Consider the following 17,522-nt stretch of genomic DNA (forward strand, 5'->3'; position numbering starts at 1 on the left):
ATAATCTGTGTTTTAAGCGCATTATCAGTTTAATTTTTGATAGGTACGCCACCATAAATCGGGCATTTCGCCATTAACTGCGGTTTGGTAATCATCATAGCGACAAGGTACCAAATGATAACGCTCATTTTTAGATTGGCCTGATGGATAAGGAACCTGCATCCACCAGCGGTCTGATTTTTTACTTTTAACAAAGGTCATTTCGCCCGAGCCATCTTTCAAACTCGTTCTGTAAATAATAAATTGCGATTTTGGCGTAAGCGGGAAATCCTTTTTGCGGGCATAAAATCCATCAACAAAATACCAAACCATTTGTGCCAGTAAAAAAGCGGTTTGTCCGTTATTATCGTAAGCAGGGTTAAATTCGTAAAAACCGATTGAGGTTAATTTATCGTTCATACCGGCATAGCGTGCCAGTCTGCAGGCTTCCTCGCCATCAAAACCATTTGGTGTGGTGTTGGCATTGGCTGCGGCATCGGCCGAACGGATAGCACCTATATCAAAACTGATCATGTTGGCGTTGCGGATAATCGGTTCGGTTAGCATAATATCCTGTGCAAACTCGCCAAGGCGGTGTACATCAAAATAGAGCTTGTCCATTACACTTAAACTCTCCTGGTTTACAAAATAGGTTTGGTAACCCACATTGCTAAAGTTGAAGAGATAATTGGGCTGGTGTAAAAAAATCTTGTTCAGATAACAGTCAGAACGGGTAGCAATCCCTTCATGGTCATCATCGCCAATATCAAACTGGTTGTCGATAATAACCAGGTCTACCTTTTGTTCCAGATCCTCGTAGCCTAAATATTGTGCGTAGGTTAAATCCTGTCCGCCACCAATAATGATCGGGATAATATTCATTTTGATGAGCTCCGAAACTACCATTTTAATCGCAATGTAAGTGTCGGCAATGGTTGCGCCATGTTTAATATTGCCTAAATCAACAATACGGCTGGTAAAAGCTCCTTCGTTAAGGCGGTAAAATTTCTCTCTGAAATAATCGGGTGCCAAGGCAGTACCTTCGTTGTTTACTGCACCACGACCATCGAGTACGCCAAAAATGGCCAGATCGTAAGTGTTCTCTTCAAAATCAGGGAACGATTCGGTATAAATTTGCGCTTTTAAACCCAGCTGACTTGTAAAAAATCCTTGTTTTGGTGTAAAACTATCGGCGTTTATGGGCGAAAAAAAATCCGTTAATGACATATATTTAAAACTCTCGGCTCAAATATCTATTTTTGAATGCGTATTTCCACATATAGCTCGAAAAAAATAAAATGATACTGGTAACCGGAGGCACGGGATTTTTAGGATCTGAACTGATTAAACAATTAACCAATAAAGGTTTAGCTGTTCGGGCGTTAAAGCGGGCGCAATCTAAAATACCAGCTTTAATTGGTAATAACCCGCTAATAGAGTGGTTTGATGCCGATATTAACGAAACTGCAGCGCTCGAAGATGCATTTGAAGGGATTACAAAAGTTTATCACTGTGCGGCATTTGTATCTTTAAATTCTAAACACAAGAAACAGCTTTTTCATGTCAACATTGATGGCACGTCGAATATTGTAAACCTTTGTGCCGAAAATAATTGTCGCTTATTGCATGTTAGCTCTATTGCGGCGCTGGGTAATGCAAAAAAAGATAATAAAATAACCGAAAAAGATTTTTGGGAATATGATGCTCAGGCGCATGCTTACGGCTTATCCAAATACGAAGGCGAAATGGAGGTTTGGCGTGGCATTACCGAAGGACTTGATGCCGTAATCGTTAATCCATCCGTTATTATTGGTAAAAATGCCGGTTTTGAAGGAAGCGGGGCTATTTTCAAACTGGTAAAAGATGGTTTTTCTTTCTATACTGATGGAGCATCGGGCTTTGTTGATGTTGAAGATGTAGCCAAAGCCATGATTTTGTTGATGGAAGCCGAAGTTTCGGGCGAACGTTATATTATTTCGGCTGATGACTATCATTATAAAGATCTTTTTAGTGATATAGCCAAAGGCTTTTCGGTTAAAGCACCAACCAAAGAAGCTAAACCTTGGATGTTGGGACTGGCCTGGAGGGCACTCAAATTTGTTTCTCTTTTTACCGGTAAGCAGCCTTCAATTACGAAAGACACGGCCAAAAGCAGCGTAACATTAAGTTATTACAACAATAATAAGATTATAGCGGAAACTGGTATCAAATTTAAACCAGTAGCCCAAAGCATACAGGAAATTACCCAACACTTAAAATAATGCCCAAACAAAAAGCTTATTACATTATCGATTTCGATAGTACTTTTACGCAGGTAGAAGCACTTGATGAACTCGCGAGGATCTCTTTAAAGAACCACCCAGACAAAGAGGCCATTTTCCAAAAAATTGAAGACTATACCAACTTTGCCATGGAAGGCAAAATGTCTTTCTCTGAAAGTTTGGCTCAGCGTGTTAAACTTCTTGAAGCCAATGAAGATCACCTGAAACAGTTGATTAAACATTTAAAAAAGAAGGTGTCTACTTCTTTTTCGCGTAATGCAGCTTTTTTTAAAAAACACAGCGATGATGTTTTGATCGTTTCCGGAGGATTTAAAGAGTTTATTACGCCTGTGGTGAGCCAGTACCATATTAAAAAGGAAAACATTTATGCCAATACTTTTGTAACCACCGGCGATGGAAAAATTATCGATTACGACCATGCCAATCCTTTAAGTGAAGAAGGAGGAAAAGTAAAACTGCTTCAACATTTAAAACTGGAAGGCGAATTATTTGGTATAGGGGATGGATATTCTGATTTTCAGCTGCGCGAGAGTGGCTTAATTAATAAGTTTTTTGCTTTTACAGAGAATATTGCCCGCGAAAGCATTGTGGCAAAAGCAGACCACGTTACGCCGAGCTTTGATGAGTTTTTGTACGTAAACAATTTACCCCGCGCCATTTCTTATCCAAAAAACAGGATTCTTTGCCTGGTAATTGGTGATGTTGATCCTTTAACCATTTCGATCCTTAAAAATGATGGCTTGTCTATCAGGCACAAAGCTACTTTCGAAGAGAAATATGTTAAAGATGTGGGGATTATCCTTTTGGCAGACGGTGAAAAGCTAACCAAAGAGCAATTAAAAAATGCAGTTAAGCTTAAAACGATAGGTTATTTAGGTAATGCGAAAAATAAGATCGATTTGGATCTATGTACCAAACAAGGCATAGTAGTTTTTGACGATCAGAAGAATAACCCGCGTAACCTCGATTTTATCCCGAAAAGGGTAACCGATTTTATGAATACCGGTGCCACTTATTTAAGCAGCAACTTCCCGAATTTACAGTTGCCTAAAATTGATAAATCGCACCGTTTAATACACATCCATAAAAACGTTCCGGGTATTATGGCCAAAATCAATACGGTTTTTGCCAAGCACGATATTAATATTGTTGGCCAGTTTTTAATGACCAATACTGAAATTGGTTATGCCATTACCGATATCAATACCGAATACGATAAACAACTGTTCAAATCGCTTAAAAAGATTGAGCATACCATTAAGTTCAGGGTGCTTTATTAATCCCTCTAAGTCACCGTCATTTCGAGCGGAGTGCAACGCAGTCGAAAAATCTGTCTAGATAGATCTCTCCATTTCGCTGCGCTTCAGTCGAGATCACGACTCTTTTTTTAACTTTAAGGACTAAAGTGTAAAAACAGATGACGGAATTAGTTCTTCGTCGATCAGCAAAATCTGCGGGATGCAGCTAAATTATGGTTTCCCGCTGATTTAAATCTTTAGTCCAGCGCCATTCCCTGCTTATTTCAAAAACTGATGCCGCTTCAACAATAAATGTTTGGGAGCACCGATAGCTTGTGATTTGTAAATACCCGTATGACCGGAAAATAAATAAGCTACAACACAAGCCAGGGCAATATAAATTCCGGATGAGGTGCCAAAGAGTTCTACCCCCATAAAAATACACGCCAAAGGTGTATTGGCTGCACCGGCAAAAACAGCCACAAAACCCATTCCTGCTAACAAGCTGTAAGGTAGTGGTATAAACAAACTGATAAAGCTGCCTAATGTGGCGCCTATAAAGAAAAGGGGAGTAACCTCGCCACCTTTAAAACCAGCTCCCAGTGTTAATGCGGTTAAAAATAATTTAATGGCAAAGGTATAATAAGGTTCTTGTTGCGTAAAAGCTGCTGATATAACCGGAATACCCAGGCCAATATAACGGGTGTTACCAATGAGGTAAATAAGTGCAATTAAAATAAACCCACCAATAAGCGGGCGCAGGGGAGGATAATTAACCTTACTGAAAATTTTTGATATGCCATGGTTCATTGCGGAAAATAGACGTGCTGTTAATCCAAACAATATTCCGGCACCTAGCGATAGGAATAAATTAATGGCGTTCATTTCGGGCACGTTGGCAATGGCATAATGTGTGTGCCCAACTCCCCAGGCTTTACAGGCATAATCGGCAATTACGGCCGTTATAAATGATGGCAAAATAGCACCATACATTACCGAACCTACCACAAAAACCTCTAAACCAAAAACGGCTCCTGCCAATGGCGTACCAAAAACAGAGGCGAAACCGGCACTGATGCCACAAATGAGGATAATTTTCCGGTCTCTGGGTTTAAGTTTAAATATTTTGGTCAGCTGGTCGGCAAATGCCCCGCCAATTTGTACTGCCGTTCCTTCTCTGCCGGCCGAGCCGCCAAACAAATGCGTAATAATAGTGCCAGCATAAATTAGGGGAGCCATAATCAACGGAATAATCTTTTTAGGCGATTGAAGCTCTTCTATTAACAGATTGTTCCCTTTTACAACTGCTGTACCCCAATAATAATAAGCCAGGCCGATAAGTAAACCGGCAAGGGGCAAAAATGCAATAATCCACAAGTGCTGCTCGCGGTAATTTGTTGCCCAATTTAGGCTTACAAGAAACAACGCCGACGCAGAACCGATAATACTGCCAAGTACAAGCGAAATAAGCACCCATTTTATCGTGCTGGTTAATACTAAACCAAAATCTTTTTTAATGAAATGGCTGAAAGACAGAAGAAATCCCTCACCTAATTTTTTAACAGGCATTTAAATCAATTTTAATAAAATCGTAGGAGTCATCAGCCTGTTTTGGCGGTTTTGGCGGCACCCCATCGCCCTGTTCTCAAATGTATAAAATTTAGTTATTTGTTGCAAAATCTTTATCTGCATATCCTGACTGAGTTTAAAGAAAGTACTAATCCGTAAACGGTTGCTTAGTGTACTTAAAACACTCAAAAACAAAGATTAATATTAGAAAAAACTATTAAAAAAGCCTGTTTTTTCTTAATTTGCACAAATTAAAAAATGATAGATTGAGCGAATGCTAAAATGATTGAATTTGTAGGATACAAATCATTCAATCACTCAAAATTCACTCATTCAAAAATGAATAAAAGTATGACCGAGACATTGGATATAAAAATCACCAAAGCAGATCAAACACGTTTGACTGTTACAGATTTTTCGCAATTACCGTTCGGTAAGGTTTTTACCGATCACATGTTTACTGCCGATTTTGAAGACGGCGAGTGGAAAAATTTACAGATTCTTCCTTATGGACCAATTCCGATGAGTCCGGCAATTTCTGCCCTTCATTACGGACAAGCCATTTTTGAAGGATTAAAGGCCTACCGTCAGCCTGATGGGAAAATTAGTGTCTTCCGTGCTGATAAAAATTTCGAACGCTTTAATAAATCAGCGGCAAGGATGTCTATGCCATCCATTCCTGAAGAAATTTTTATGCAAGGTTTGGCTGCATTAATCGGCGTTGATGAGAAATGGGTGCCATCTCAGGAAGATTACGCACTATATATCCGTCCGGTAATGTTTGCAATGGATCCTTATTTAGGAGTAAAAGCTTCTGATACGTATAAATTTGCACTTTTAACTACTCCAACAGGGCCATACTACAGTAGCGCTTTAAAGGTGAAGGTCGAAACTGAATATACACGTGCCGATGATGGTGGTGTTGGTTTTGCCAAAACTGCAGGTAACTATGCTCGTTCTTTATATCCTTTCGAACAAGCTAAAAAAGAAGGCTTTGATCAGTTAATCTGGACAGATTCAGTAACGCATGAATTTATTGAAGAAGCCGGAACAGCTAATTTACTTTTTGTAATAGATGGCAAACTGGTAACGCCTTCTGTTCGTAGTACTGTTTTAGATGGCGTTACACGAGATACCATTATCAAATTGGCTAAAGATGCTGGTGTTGAAGTAGAAGAGCGCAGGGTGTCGGTAAAAGAAGTAATTGAAGGTATTGAAAGCGGCTCGTTAACAGAAGCGTTTGCTGCCGGAACTGCTGCTACCGTAACGCATGTTGGTGAAATGGGCTACAATGGTCAGACTTATAAATTAACCGATCCAGCAACAAGACACATTTCAAACGGCATTGCTAAAAAATTAAACGATATACGTTATGGCTTAGCTCCAGATGAGTTTGACTGGAACTGGGTTTTATAATAAAAGAAAATCAACAAAAAAACCGGTGCAAATGCTGCATCGGTTTTTTTATGCTTTAAGCTTTTTCTTCTCGCTTATTCTATTTATCAAGTATCACCACGCCTTTAGCCTCAAAAGCCAGTTCTTTTTTAGGGTCGGTAATTTTAGCAACTTCTTCAGGTGTCTTTTTTGCATCTTCTGCGTAATGACGTAAGGTTTCGACAGAAATGGTCTGTTTTTTAGCCAAGCCATCCAAAACAACATTTTTCCCTACAATATCTTTTGGCATAAAAAAAGCATAATCTTTAAAGGTTACGCGCATGGGGTCGCCATTTGGCATTTCTAAGGTCATCCAGCATCCTTTTTTCTTGCATACATCAACCACTTTTCCTTCTATTTTCATCTCAGCTGTTTTCTTATTGCCCATTGCGGCTTCCATTTTTGCAGCAGGTTTAACATCACCAGGTTTAACTTCTTCGCCAAATTTTTGACCAGTATAGGCCGTTTGAGCAAATGCAATAGCACCAAACAGGCAGAAGCTAATGCTTAAAATAATCTTTTTCATTTTTTATGAATTTAGTTCCGGTTATTATCTGTTCAAAGTTATTTAAAAAAAAGTCTAAATAGCTAAAAAGTAAAAAAAACCACTAGCATCCACTAACGGGGCAAATTATCCCTATTTTGAACTTAGTTAATCAATCAAGCCAATGAGTGATATATAACTAGTTAACTAAGCCTTTTAAGGCAAGCGTTATTTCATTTTGGAGTATGAACCTGGATTTGTTTGTAATTATTTGTATTTAAGCTGCTTAATTATTTTTTGCGCTGTGTTTGTGCCAGATATTAAAGTGGGGAATTTATTCATCAATTTGGGAAAGTTGTTGAAATGTTTACACAGTTTTTTTTACCCGAATACCATTCCGAAAACCTCCTCAATTTTACTAACAGGTTTAATTTCGATGTTGTACTTTTCAACTGGTACGCCTTTTAGGTTGTATTTGGAGATGTAAATGGTTTCAAAACCTAGTTTATCAGCTTCGGCAATGCGTTGTTCTATTCTGTTAACAGCTCTTATTTCACCTGATAAACCAACCTCTGCTGCAAAACAATTTTTTGAAGAAACGGCAATATCCTGATGTGAAGAAATAATAGCAATGAGTACGGCCAGATCGATTGCAGGATCTTCAACCCTGATTCCTCCGGCAATATTTAAGAAAACATCCTGGGTACTGAGCCTGAAACCACAACGTTTTTCTAAAACCGCCAGCAGCATATTCATCCGCCTGGTATCAAACCCTGTAGCGGAGCGCTGCGGGGTGCCATAAGCTGCTGTACTAACCAACGCCTGTGTTTCTATAAGCATGGGCCGTGCACCTTCTAATGTTGCCGCTATAGCTATTCCGCTTAATTCTTCATCGCGTTGCGAGAGTAAGATTTCTGATGGATTTGAAACTTCTCTTAACCCGCTTCCCTGCATTTCGTAAATGCCCAGTTCAGCTGCAGCTCCAAACCTGTTTTTAATCGACCGCAGAATACGATAAACATGATGTCTGTCGCCTTCAAACTGTAAAACGGTATCAACCATGTGTTCTAGTATTTTCGGCCCTGCAATGGCGCCATCTTTGGTAATGTGGCCAATTAAAAATACCGGCACTCCTGTTTCTTTTGCAAAACGCAGTAATTCGGCTGTACATTCTCTTACCTGCGATACACTGCCCGGTGTTGAGTCGATATGCGATGAGTGCAGGGTTTGGATCGAATCTACCACAAGAATTTCAGGTTCAAGGATTTCAATCTGCTTAAAAATGTTTTGGGTTGAAGTTTCGGTCAGGATGTAGCAATCAGACGAAGGACTTTCTTTAATCCGCTCGGCCCTCATTTTAATTTGTTGCTCACTTTCCTCGCCAGAGATATAAAGTAACTTTTTCCCTTTTATGTTTAATGCCAGCTGCAACATTAAAGTCGATTTTCCTATACCCGGTTCACCGCCAATTAAAACCAGCGACCCTTCTACCAGGCCTCCGCCCAGAACACGGTCAAGTTCCTTATCTCCGGTTAGTATACGCCGCTCGGTAGAAGATTGTATTTCATCTACCTTACTTGGTTTGCTTAGCTTTCTGCTGGTGTTGTCGTTTTTCCAGGTCGGTACCGATGCAGGGTTCTTCTCTACGATTTCTTCTACAAAGGTATTCCACTGGTTACACGATGGACATTTACCCAGCCATTTTGCCGATTCGTAGCCACAGCTCTGACAGAAATATGCAGTTTTTGATTTTGCCAATTGATTGAAATTTAGATTACGAATTTAACCTTTCAGGATTGAAAGTGTTTTTATTTTTTTGAACAATTAAGCGTTTGGCGGATTGTAGTTTCTACTTTGAAGCGTACTTAAACAAGAAAGCCCGGACTTTTAAAATCCAGGCTTTCTGTTAAAATGTTTTGAGTTATAATTTAATCTCTTCATCCTTTGCTGAGATGAAGTGAAACTCAGTTAAGTAATATGATGATTGTGCCTTCACCTTAATCCACTGGCCATATTTAAAGAACCAACGGCGTTGAAGGTTGAAAATACCTTTTGTAATGTAAGCTTCTATGTATGGGTGAACACATAATGTTACACCTTTTTCATTCTGCTCTCTTAAAATATAATTAAGGTTGTTCTCAATATCATCCATTAAAACGATACTCGCTTTAATTTCTCCGGTCCCGTCGCAGGCCGGACATTTTTCTACCGTAACAATGTTCATTTCCGGACGTACACGTTGTCTGGTAATTTGTACCAAACCAAATTTGCTCGGTGGCAAAATGGTGTGTTTGGCCCTATCCAATAGCATCAGCTCACGCAAATAATCGAATAGCATTTTACGGTTTGTTGGTTTGTGCATATCGATAAAATCGATTACCACAATACCGCCCATGTCGCGCAGTCGCAATTGACGGGCAATTTCTTTAGCCGCCTCTTTGTTTACCTGTAAAGCATTTTCCTCCTGGTTTTCTTTACTGGCAGTACGGTTTCCACTATTCACATCTATTACGTGAAGTGCTTCGGTGTGCTCTACAACTAAGTAAGCACCTCCGGGTAAGTTTACGGTTTTACCGAAAGCATTTTTAATCTGCTTTTCAACACCAAAATGATCGAAGATTGGCTCTTTCTGCTTGTACAGTTTCACAATTTTTTCCATTTCAGGAGAAATATCATGAACATAAGAACGGATATCGTCGTACAGTTCGGGTGTACTTACGTAAACGTTTGTAAAATCAGGGTTCAGAATATCGCGTATTAATGTCGATGATCTGTCCATTTCTCCCCAAACTCTTTTTGAGGGTTCGGTTGATGGCACTTTTTTAGTGAAGTTTTCCCACTTTGCAATCAGGTCTAAAAGATCTTTTTGCATTTCGGCAACTCCTCTGCCTTCAGAAACGGTTCTGATAATAACCCCAAAATTTTGAGGTTTAATACTTTCGATAATCTTTTTTAAACGATTACGTTCGGTATTACTTTTGATTTTTTTTGATACGGATATGGTATTGGAGAATGGCACCAGTACCACATACCTGCCGGCAATAGATAGGTCGGAACTTAAACGCGGTCCTTTGGTAGAAATTGGTTCTTTAGCAATTTGTACGGGCAGGAGCATGTTTTTACTCAGCACATCAGAAATTTTGCCTGCCTTATTAATGTCGGCTTCGAGCTTTAAATTATCTAATAATGTGCCTGTAACCGAGCCATTACGCTTGATCTTAGTTAGCTTAATTAAAGATTGCACCTGAGGGCCCAAATCAAAATAATGCAAAAATGCATCCTTTTCATAACCAACATCCACGAAAGCAGCATTCAGGCCGGGCATAATTTTTTTAATGCGGCCTAAATAAATATCGCCTACGGCGTAGTTATTATTGATTTGTTCTTTGTGAAGCTCAACAAGTTGTTTGTCTTCAATCAACGCTATGGTAACTCCGGCAGGAGTCGAATTGATAATTAATTCTTTTACCAACAGCTACAGATTTAAGGCTTTCGCCTATTAACAAATGGATAGTAATAAACAAGAAAACATTGATAAAGCCGCTCCTTTACGAAATAAAAATCGTATAAATACTTTAAACCTCACAGTATTCACTATGAGGTTTAAAAGGGCTTTATCAAAATAAGAAACTATTTTTTCTTATGTCTGTTTTTTCTTAAACGTTTTTTACGTTTGTGGGTAGCCATTTTATGTCTTTTTCTTTTTTTACCGCTTGGCATAGTTTTAAGTTTTAAATGTTTTTATTAATCTGTTAATTAATTTTTATTTTTTAGCTCAGCCACTTTCTTATCAATGAAAGAAGATAAGGTTGGGTTTGCCGCTAATTTTTTGCTTGCTAAATAGGCGTTAACCGCTTCTTTATTTCTGCCTAAATTTTCTAACGCTGTACCTAAATAAAAATAGGCCTCAGGAGTTGGAGCAGCAGCAATTACCGTGTTAAAACGTGGAATAGCTTTGTCAAACTGACCCGATTTAATAGAGAATAAACCTAAATTCATATTTGCTTTAACGTTTTTAGGTTCTTTAGTAACTACCTCGAGCAGCATGGCAATACCTTGCATTGGCGCTCCTAAGCCATTTACTATTGTTACACCTAAGCCCGTCTTAGCTTCAATGTTTGTAGAGTCTTTCTCTAATGCGTTTTTGTAAGAAAGATTGGCTTTCTGCAATAAAGCAGGTTGAGCCAAACTATCTTGTGTGCTTTCAAAAGCTTTTATAAACTGATTACCTGCGGCCAACCACGTTTTCGACGATGGTTCTGCCTGGGCAACAATCTCTAAATAAAGTGCTGATGGGGTAATTTGCTCAACATCATCCCATTTTTGGGCCAGTTGTTTTGCAAGTTCTACTTTTTCTGCACCATTTGCGCCTTTGTAACTGTTCTCTAAAGCTGTAATATCTGTAGCTAAATTTTTATTTATTACATTTTTTGCAGCTGTAGAAGAAGTCTGGATGTTTAGTGCCGTTGAAGCTGACGGTGCTCCTGCTTCTGCCATTTGGCCGCTTGCAGGCATTTTACCATTTTCTTCAGTCGGTTTAACTAAACCCTTAATGTCTCTTGTAAATAAGAACGCAACAAGCAATACAATCGCTCCAATAATAATGGTTTGTTTTGATCTGATGCTGCTACTCATATGACTTAAGAACTAGGCTTCTACGTTAATTTTTTTTGAATTACTTTTTACTTTATCAACAAATACTTTTGCTGGTTTAAAGCTAGGAACGAAGTGTTCTGGGATAATTATTGCAGTATTTTTAGAGATGTTTCTCGCAGTTTTTTGCGCTCTCTTTTTAACAACAAAGCTTCCGAAGCCTCTAACGTATACATTTTCACCGCCAATCATGCTGGTTTTGATAACCTTGAAAAATGCCTCAACTGTTTCCTGTACATCAACCTTCTCAATTCCGGTTTTTGTTGATATTTCTGAAATAATATCTGCCTTAGTCATATTTTATTATTTATTATATTATTATGTTTTAATATTACTACTGTTTTGGGGTTGCAAAAGTATTGCTTTTTAATGAGATAGGGAAATAAAAGATGATTTTTTTATCTCCAGACTTATCAGCCAAATGCAACTTTTTTTTTAATCGGATAAATTGGCCGTAATTTGCAGTAATGACATTTCAAAATGAACTCATCAATTGGTACCTGATAAACAAGAGAGATTTGCCCTGGAGGCACACTAACGATGCTTATACCATCTGGTTATCAGAGGTTATATTACAACAAACAAGGGTAGAGCAGGGACTTCCGTACTTTAATAAATTTTTAGAAAATTTTCCGACTGTTACCGATTTTGCCAATGCAACCGAAGCCAGGGTTTTGAAGCTTTGGCAAGGCTTAGGTTACTACTCGCGGGGAAGAAATATGCATGCCACCGCGCAGATTGTGGTAAATAATTACCGCGGAATCTTCCCAAATCTGCACGATGAGTTGATAAAATTGAAAGGAATTGGTGAGTATACCGCTGCTGCGATCTCTTCTTTTTCATCAGGTGAGGCGCGTGCTGTAGTTGATGGAAATGTGTTTAGGGTGCTTTCGCGCTATTATGGTATCCATACTCCTATAAACTCGCCTGCCGGCAAAAAAGAGTTTTATGCGCTGGCTAACGAATTGCTTTATCAGAAAGATCCTGCACTTTATAATCAGGCTATTATGGAGTTTGGAGCCATGCAATGTAAACCCAAAAGCCCCAATTGTAACATTTGCCCTCTGGTGCAAAGCTGTTATGCTTTTAAAAAGGAGCAGGTTAATACTTTGCCTGTAAAAATTGGCAAGATCAAGCAAAAGCATCGTTACATCAATTATTTTGTATGTGTAGAAAACGACCAGATTTTGGTTAAAGAAAGGCAGGCAGGCGATATATGGCAGCATTTATACGATTTTCCAAGCCTGGAGACAGCAGAAGGTAGTGGGATTAACGACACAGCCTTTTTAGAGGCTGTAAAATCGGTTTTTGGAGAGGCTGTTGAACTGACGCTGGTCAGCACAAAAAAACACCTCTTAACACACCAAATAATCCATGTGCAATTTTTTGCATTAAAAAATTATATATTTAACTTTAAGAAACAAAAGGAACTTAATTGGGTTTCTTTTGATAAGTTAGATGAGTTACCGCAACCAAAAGTAATCCATGATTTTATTCAGGGATACTTTTATAAAAATGATATGGAGTAACTAACCATCTTAGTGGTGCGCATTTTTATACAAAACAACTAACCAAAAATATTTATGTCAGGGATTAACAAAGTTATTTTAGTAGGCCACTTGGGTAAAGACCCTGAGGTGCGGCATTTAGATGGTGGCGTAACTGTAGCCAGTTTTCCATTAGCTACATCAGAAACATACAACAAAGACGGAAAAAGAGTAGAGCAAACAGAATGGCATAATATTGTGCTGTGGCGTGGCCTGGCAGAGGTGGCATCTAAATATTTGCAGAAGGGTAAGCTGGTTTACATAGAAGGCAAACTAAGAACCAGGTCTTTTGAAGATAAAGAGAAGGTTAAAAAGTATGTAACTGAGATCGTTGCAGAGAACTTTACCATGCTGGGTAGAAAAAGTGATTTTGAACAAAGCCCGGCAGCACCAGTTCATCAAAGTACCGAGTCTAAAATTGAAGATGAATTTACCATAGGCCCATCTGATGAGAACGGTGATTTGCCTTTTTAAGATATAAACTCATTTAACAACGGCTATCTGATAACAGTTAGCCGTTTTTTTTTGGTGTCAGGTTAAGGCACAAAAAAACTCCCGCCGGTTTAGTGGCAGGAGTTTTAAAATTTTGTTTATTACTATTAATTAATCTTAGTGTAGTAAATATTAAGTTTTACTTTATTGGTGGTATTTGTAGTTGCCCCAAGAACTGATCTTTCTGCGGTAATGGCGGTCGGAACTACCTGAAACGCATCTAAGCCGGTTGGTGCGATGAAAGTACCATAATCTTTTACAGTTTTATCAATCAGGCCTTGTACATAATTAGTTACAATAAAGATGTATCTGTTTTTAAGCGAATCGTAATAGCCGCCAATTACCCCAGGGCTTGTTGAGCTATAATCAGGAGTTGTGGTGGGCTGGTTTGCAATATCCCAACGGTATAAAGATAGGCGTTGAATTGGTGTAAAAGGATAGGCATATGTTCCTGCGCTTAAATCAACCACTAACTCTGCTTTGTTTACTACAACTTTACCATATGTGCCGGTAAATGCATCGAGCAGAGGAAAAGAGATCTTTGTTTTAACGCCCGCCAAACCTTGAGTATAAGTTACGGTATAAGGTGAAGGAGAGCTTGTTGGTGGGTTCTTTAACTGTGTATCAACGTTTGTGCCTGTATAATCGTGCACAATTGTTGCGGCTGCAGCACTTGTAGTAGAAACAGGGAAGTTAACCGAAACGGTATCGATTCCACTTGTTGAACTCGTTTTTTTGTATACTAATTGTAAATAAGAATTATTCAGGTTGATAAAAGCCACACCTCCAACACCTGTGGAAGTATTTTTGTTCACCTCGGCATATAGACCTTTAAAATAATCGACGAATTTAGCATTTGTCGATGTACCTGTTGTAGGTAAGCTTAATATTTGCGATTGGATAAATGCTTTATCTAATGGGATCCTGATTTGTGCTTTAACCGTTTTTAAAGTGTCTGTTTTGCCTGTAACCACATCGGTAACCTTAAAAGGTGTGTTTGGATACAGTTTCTTTTTTACATTACCCAATAATTGTGCGTTGTGTGCCTGCACGTCAGAACTTTTGTAAGTAGTCACCTTATTGGTTAACTGATACACATCGATGCTATATTGAGATGAAGTGGTATCACCGTAAAATTTATTGGTGGTAGTATCAATTCTTAAAACCAGAATAGCAGAGTCTAAAACAGGCGAAGTACCAAAATCATAGCTTAAGCTACTTGGAGTAACGGTCATGGCTACACTCGATTTGGTTGTGCCAAAAACAGGATCAACCATATAGCCTAATGGGTAGCGCGTTAAGCTTTGTGTGTTGGCAGCAGGTTCGGCTATGGTTTCCGATCTAACCTCGCTGGTTACCAAAGTACCGGTAATTGCTGTGCTTGGATCAACATCTAAACCAACACTATCAGGGTTTTTGCACGATGCAAAAAGAAAAAGACCTATCAACAGGGTTAATAAGTCTTGTTTTGTAAATTTCATATTTAAAATAATAATACCTAATTAAGCAAGTGAAACCAATTCGTCATTTGAAATTTCTTCATAAAAAGTATAGAAGTTTTCAAAATTCTCGGTTAAGTTAAATGCTAATGTTGGCTTATTTGAATCTTTAACAAATTTTAACAAAGCGGTATCCAGGTTTTCGTCGCCTAAAACCACTGCGTCTGAATGTGTTACCGCACCAATGTGCATGCTGTTGCAATCTGCTGGAATGAAAGCTTTGGTGTCGTCTTCAGTCATGTTGGCCATAACTGCTTTCTTAGCGAAATTATCGTTTAGTTTTTCAGTAAAGCCATCCTCATAAATAGAATATACCACTTTCGAGTTTTTAAAAGTAGGATCGTTTTTATAAGTAGTTTTAATATAAGCAGGTACTAAAGAGCTCATCCAGCCATGGCAGTGAACAATATCTGGTGCCCAGCCTAATTTTTTAACCGTTTCTAATGCACCTTTGCAGAAGAAAATGGTACGCTCATCATTGTCGTCGAAAAATTTTCCGCTCGCATCTCTAAATACTTGTTTGCGTTGAAAATATTCTTCATTGTCTAAGAAATAAACCTGCATACGTGCAGCTGGGATGGAAGCCACTTTAATAATTAACGGGTTATCGTTGTCATCGATGATGATGTTCATTCCTGATAAGCGGATTACTTCGTGTAAACGATTTCTTCTTTCATTAATGTTACCGAATTTAGGCATCAAGATGCGGATTTCGAATCCTTTTTCTTGCATTGCTTGAGGTAATTGGCGTGTAATTTCAGAAATTTTAGTAAGCTCGAGGAAAGGCGACATCTCGTGTGTAACAATCAGCAGCTTCGTTTTTGCCATCTCCATATTCTAAGAAAATATTAAGTTAAATAAAAGATAATGAGCTGCAAAGGTAAGCATAATAATACTATTTATCAATATCGCAAGCATTTGTTTGGTTTCGTTTAGATTAATTTACACCTTTACGGCTTTAATTTAGATTGTCCGAATTGGAAATATTTAAAACAAAGGCTGCTCTTAAAGCTTTCTTAAAACCTTTAAAAGCATCAGGTAAAAAAATAGCACTTGTGCCTACAATGGGTGCATTGCATAATGGCCATATATCACTTATAAAACTGGCCCAGCACAACGCCGATATCATTATCTGCAGTATTTTTGTTAACCCAACACAGTTTACCGATCCTAAGGATCTGGAAAAATATCCGCGACCCATTGAACACGATCTGGCTATGTTGCAGGATGCAGGTTGCAGTGGCGTTTTTATGCCCAACGTAACAGAGATGTATCCGGCAGGTGCAGACGAAAAATGGCACATTGATTTGGGAAATGCCGAATTCCTGTTAGAAGGTGCTTTTAGAAAAGGGCATTACCAGGGGGTAACCCAGATTGTGAAAAAGCTCTTTGATGCAGTTGAGCCTGATGTAGCCATGTTTGGGCAGAAAGATTTTCAGCAGGTATTGATGATTAAAAATATGCTTGCTCACTTTAACTTACCTATTACTATTATTACCTGCCCGATTATCAGGGAGGAGGATGGTTTGGCCATGAGTAGCCGGAATATCCATTTAACCCCGAAGACCGTAAGCATTCATTGGTATTGAGCAAATCGCTCCAGTTTGTAGTTGATCATTTTGATAAGTATACATTAGCCGAACTCGAAACCCTTGCAAAAGCATTATACGAGGATATTGAAGGGGTAGCCCTTGATTACTTTACCATTGCCAATGGCGATACCCTGGAACCAGCCAAAACTAAAGAAGCAAACAACCTTGTTGCTTTAGTCGCTGCAAAGGTAGGCTCAACCAGATTGATTGATAATATGATTATTAAATGAGGTAAGATTTGAGGTAAAATGGCAGAGGTAAGATGGATTTTAGAGCATATCGTTCATATTTAGAGTTTATCAATCATTAGCCATTTCCCATATTACATGGTAGTTACATTTTCCATTTTTTTCATCCAGTGCTTTATTACTAACTTTGCCGAATGGTTATCACAATATTAAAATCGAAAATACACCGTGTTAGGGTAACACAGGCCGAATTAAATTATGTAGGCAGTATTACGATAGATGAAGATTTGATGGATGCAGCTAACATTATAGCTAATGAAAAGGTGCAGATTGTAAATAATAATAATGGTGCGCGTTTCGAAACCTATGTTATAAAGGGCGAACGTGGTACCGGAACTATCTGTTTAAATGGCGCAACCGCACGTTTGGCACAGCTTGGCGATATTCTTATTATTATGTCGTACGGTGCATTGCCAATAGAGGAAGCTAAAAAATATAACCCTATATTGGTCTTCCCTGACGATAATAATCATTTGCTAAAATAAATTGTGGCATTCGACCTTAA

The 17,522-nt window shown here is 38.6% G+C and carries 15 protein-coding genes, 1 pseudogene and 1 riboswitch; of the genes and pseudogenes, 7 read left to right on the forward strand and 9 right to left on the reverse strand.

Annotated elements, in window-relative coordinates; all coding sequences use genetic code 11:
* Positions 1-24: 24 nt before the first annotated feature.
* Complete coding sequence (locus tag G7074_RS10725; protein ID WP_166208336.1) at positions 25-1,206, reverse strand: formimidoylglutamase; 1,182 nt, start codon at positions 1,204-1,206, stop codon at positions 25-27.
* 71 nt (positions 1,207-1,277) lie between these two features.
* On the opposite strand from G7074_RS10725, the gene G7074_RS10730 reads away from it, so the two are divergent.
* Positions 1,278-2,240, forward strand: a complete 963-nt coding sequence (locus G7074_RS10730) for an NAD-dependent epimerase/dehydratase family protein (RefSeq protein WP_166208339.1) — start codon at positions 1,278-1,280, stop codon at positions 2,238-2,240.
* Entirely contained in the window at positions 2,240-3,541 is a 1,302-nt protein-coding gene (locus G7074_RS10735; RefSeq protein WP_124558191.1) for an HAD-IB family phosphatase, read from the forward strand. The genes G7074_RS10730 and G7074_RS10735 overlap by 1 nt, the downstream gene beginning before the upstream one ends.
* A 237-nt stretch (positions 3,542-3,778) precedes the next feature.
* Here the strand turns inward: G7074_RS10735 and G7074_RS10740 are convergent, their stop codons facing one another.
* The gene (locus G7074_RS10740) at positions 3,779-5,068 is read right to left on the reverse strand and encodes a voltage-gated chloride channel family protein (protein WP_166208342.1); all 1,290 of its coding nucleotides are present in this window, start codon (positions 5,066-5,068) and stop codon (positions 3,779-3,781) included.
* Positions 5,069-5,084: 16 nt separating this feature from the next.
* A riboswitch (Fluoride riboswitch) is annotated at positions 5,085-5,147 on the reverse strand.
* A 272-nt stretch (positions 5,148-5,419) separates the two neighbouring features.
* Here G7074_RS10740 and G7074_RS10745 point away from each other — a divergent pair.
* Positions 5,420-6,484 carry a branched-chain amino acid aminotransferase gene (locus G7074_RS10745; RefSeq protein WP_124558189.1) on the forward strand — a complete coding sequence of 355 codons (1,065 nt, stop codon included), beginning with the start codon at positions 5,420-5,422 and terminating at the stop codon, positions 6,482-6,484.
* 79 nt (positions 6,485-6,563) lie between these two features.
* On the opposite strand, the gene G7074_RS10750 is transcribed toward G7074_RS10745, so the two are convergent.
* The 5 genes from G7074_RS10750 to G7074_RS10770 all read right to left on the reverse strand — a co-directional run bounded on the left by G7074_RS10750 (position 6,564) and on the right by G7074_RS10770 (position 11,936).
* The gene (locus tag G7074_RS10750; RefSeq protein WP_124558188.1) at positions 6,564-7,028 is read right to left on the reverse strand and encodes a DUF4920 domain-containing protein; all 465 of its coding nucleotides are present in this window, start codon (positions 7,026-7,028) and stop codon (positions 6,564-6,566) included.
* A 339-nt stretch (positions 7,029-7,367) separates the two neighbouring features.
* Entirely contained in the window at positions 7,368-8,744 is a 1,377-nt protein-coding gene (gene radA, locus G7074_RS10755; protein WP_124558187.1) for a DNA repair protein RadA, read from the reverse strand.
* 163 nt (positions 8,745-8,907) lie between these two features.
* Complete coding sequence (locus G7074_RS10760; protein ID WP_124558186.1) at positions 8,908-10,458, reverse strand: Rne/Rng family ribonuclease; 1,551 nt, start codon at positions 10,456-10,458, stop codon at positions 8,908-8,910.
* A gap of 284 nt (positions 10,459-10,742) precedes the next feature.
* A complete protein-coding gene (locus G7074_RS10765; RefSeq protein WP_124558185.1) occupies positions 10,743-11,621 on the reverse strand; it encodes a M48 family metallopeptidase in 879 nt (292 codons plus the stop codon).
* Positions 11,622-11,633: 12 nt separating this feature from the next.
* Positions 11,634-11,936 carry an HU family DNA-binding protein gene (locus G7074_RS10770; protein WP_025143406.1) on the reverse strand — a complete coding sequence of 101 codons (303 nt, stop codon included), beginning with the start codon at positions 11,934-11,936 and terminating at the stop codon, positions 11,634-11,636.
* 170 nt (positions 11,937-12,106) lie between these two features.
* On the opposite strand from G7074_RS10770, the gene mutY reads away from it, so the two are divergent.
* Together mutY and G7074_RS10780 are read left to right on the forward strand one after the other, a co-directional pair.
* Positions 12,107-13,168: an A/G-specific adenine glycosylase gene (gene mutY / locus G7074_RS10775; protein WP_166208345.1), complete on the forward strand. Its 1,062-nt coding sequence runs from the start codon at positions 12,107-12,109 to the stop codon at positions 13,166-13,168.
* Between the two features lie 54 nt (positions 13,169-13,222).
* Positions 13,223-13,660: a single-stranded DNA-binding protein gene (locus G7074_RS10780; RefSeq protein ID WP_124558183.1), complete on the forward strand. Its 438-nt coding sequence runs from the start codon at positions 13,223-13,225 to the stop codon at positions 13,658-13,660.
* A gap of 125 nt (positions 13,661-13,785) precedes the next feature.
* On the opposite strand, the gene G7074_RS10785 is transcribed toward G7074_RS10780, so the two are convergent.
* Entirely contained in the window at positions 13,786-15,159 is a 1,374-nt protein-coding gene (locus G7074_RS10785) for a DUF4270 domain-containing protein (RefSeq protein WP_124558182.1), read from the reverse strand.
* A 21-nt stretch (positions 15,160-15,180) separates the two neighbouring features.
* A complete protein-coding gene (locus G7074_RS10790; RefSeq protein ID WP_124558181.1) occupies positions 15,181-16,005 on the reverse strand; it encodes a glycogen/starch synthase in 825 nt (274 codons plus the stop codon).
* A gap of 149 nt (positions 16,006-16,154) precedes the next feature.
* Between G7074_RS10790 and panC the strand changes: the two are divergent.
* A pseudogene (gene panC, locus G7074_RS10795) lies at positions 16,155-16,999 on the forward strand (pantoate--beta-alanine ligase).
* Positions 17,000-17,151: 152 nt separating this feature from the next.
* Positions 17,152-17,502 carry an aspartate 1-decarboxylase gene (gene panD / locus G7074_RS10800; RefSeq protein WP_090769374.1) on the forward strand — a complete coding sequence of 117 codons (351 nt, stop codon included), beginning with the start codon at positions 17,152-17,154 and terminating at the stop codon, positions 17,500-17,502.
* The last annotated feature ends 20 nt before the right edge of the window (positions 17,503-17,522 follow it).

The organism is Pedobacter sp. HDW13, from assembly GCF_011303555.1.
In the GTDB taxonomy this organism is placed as follows: domain Bacteria; phylum Bacteroidota; class Bacteroidia; order Sphingobacteriales; family Sphingobacteriaceae; genus Pedobacter.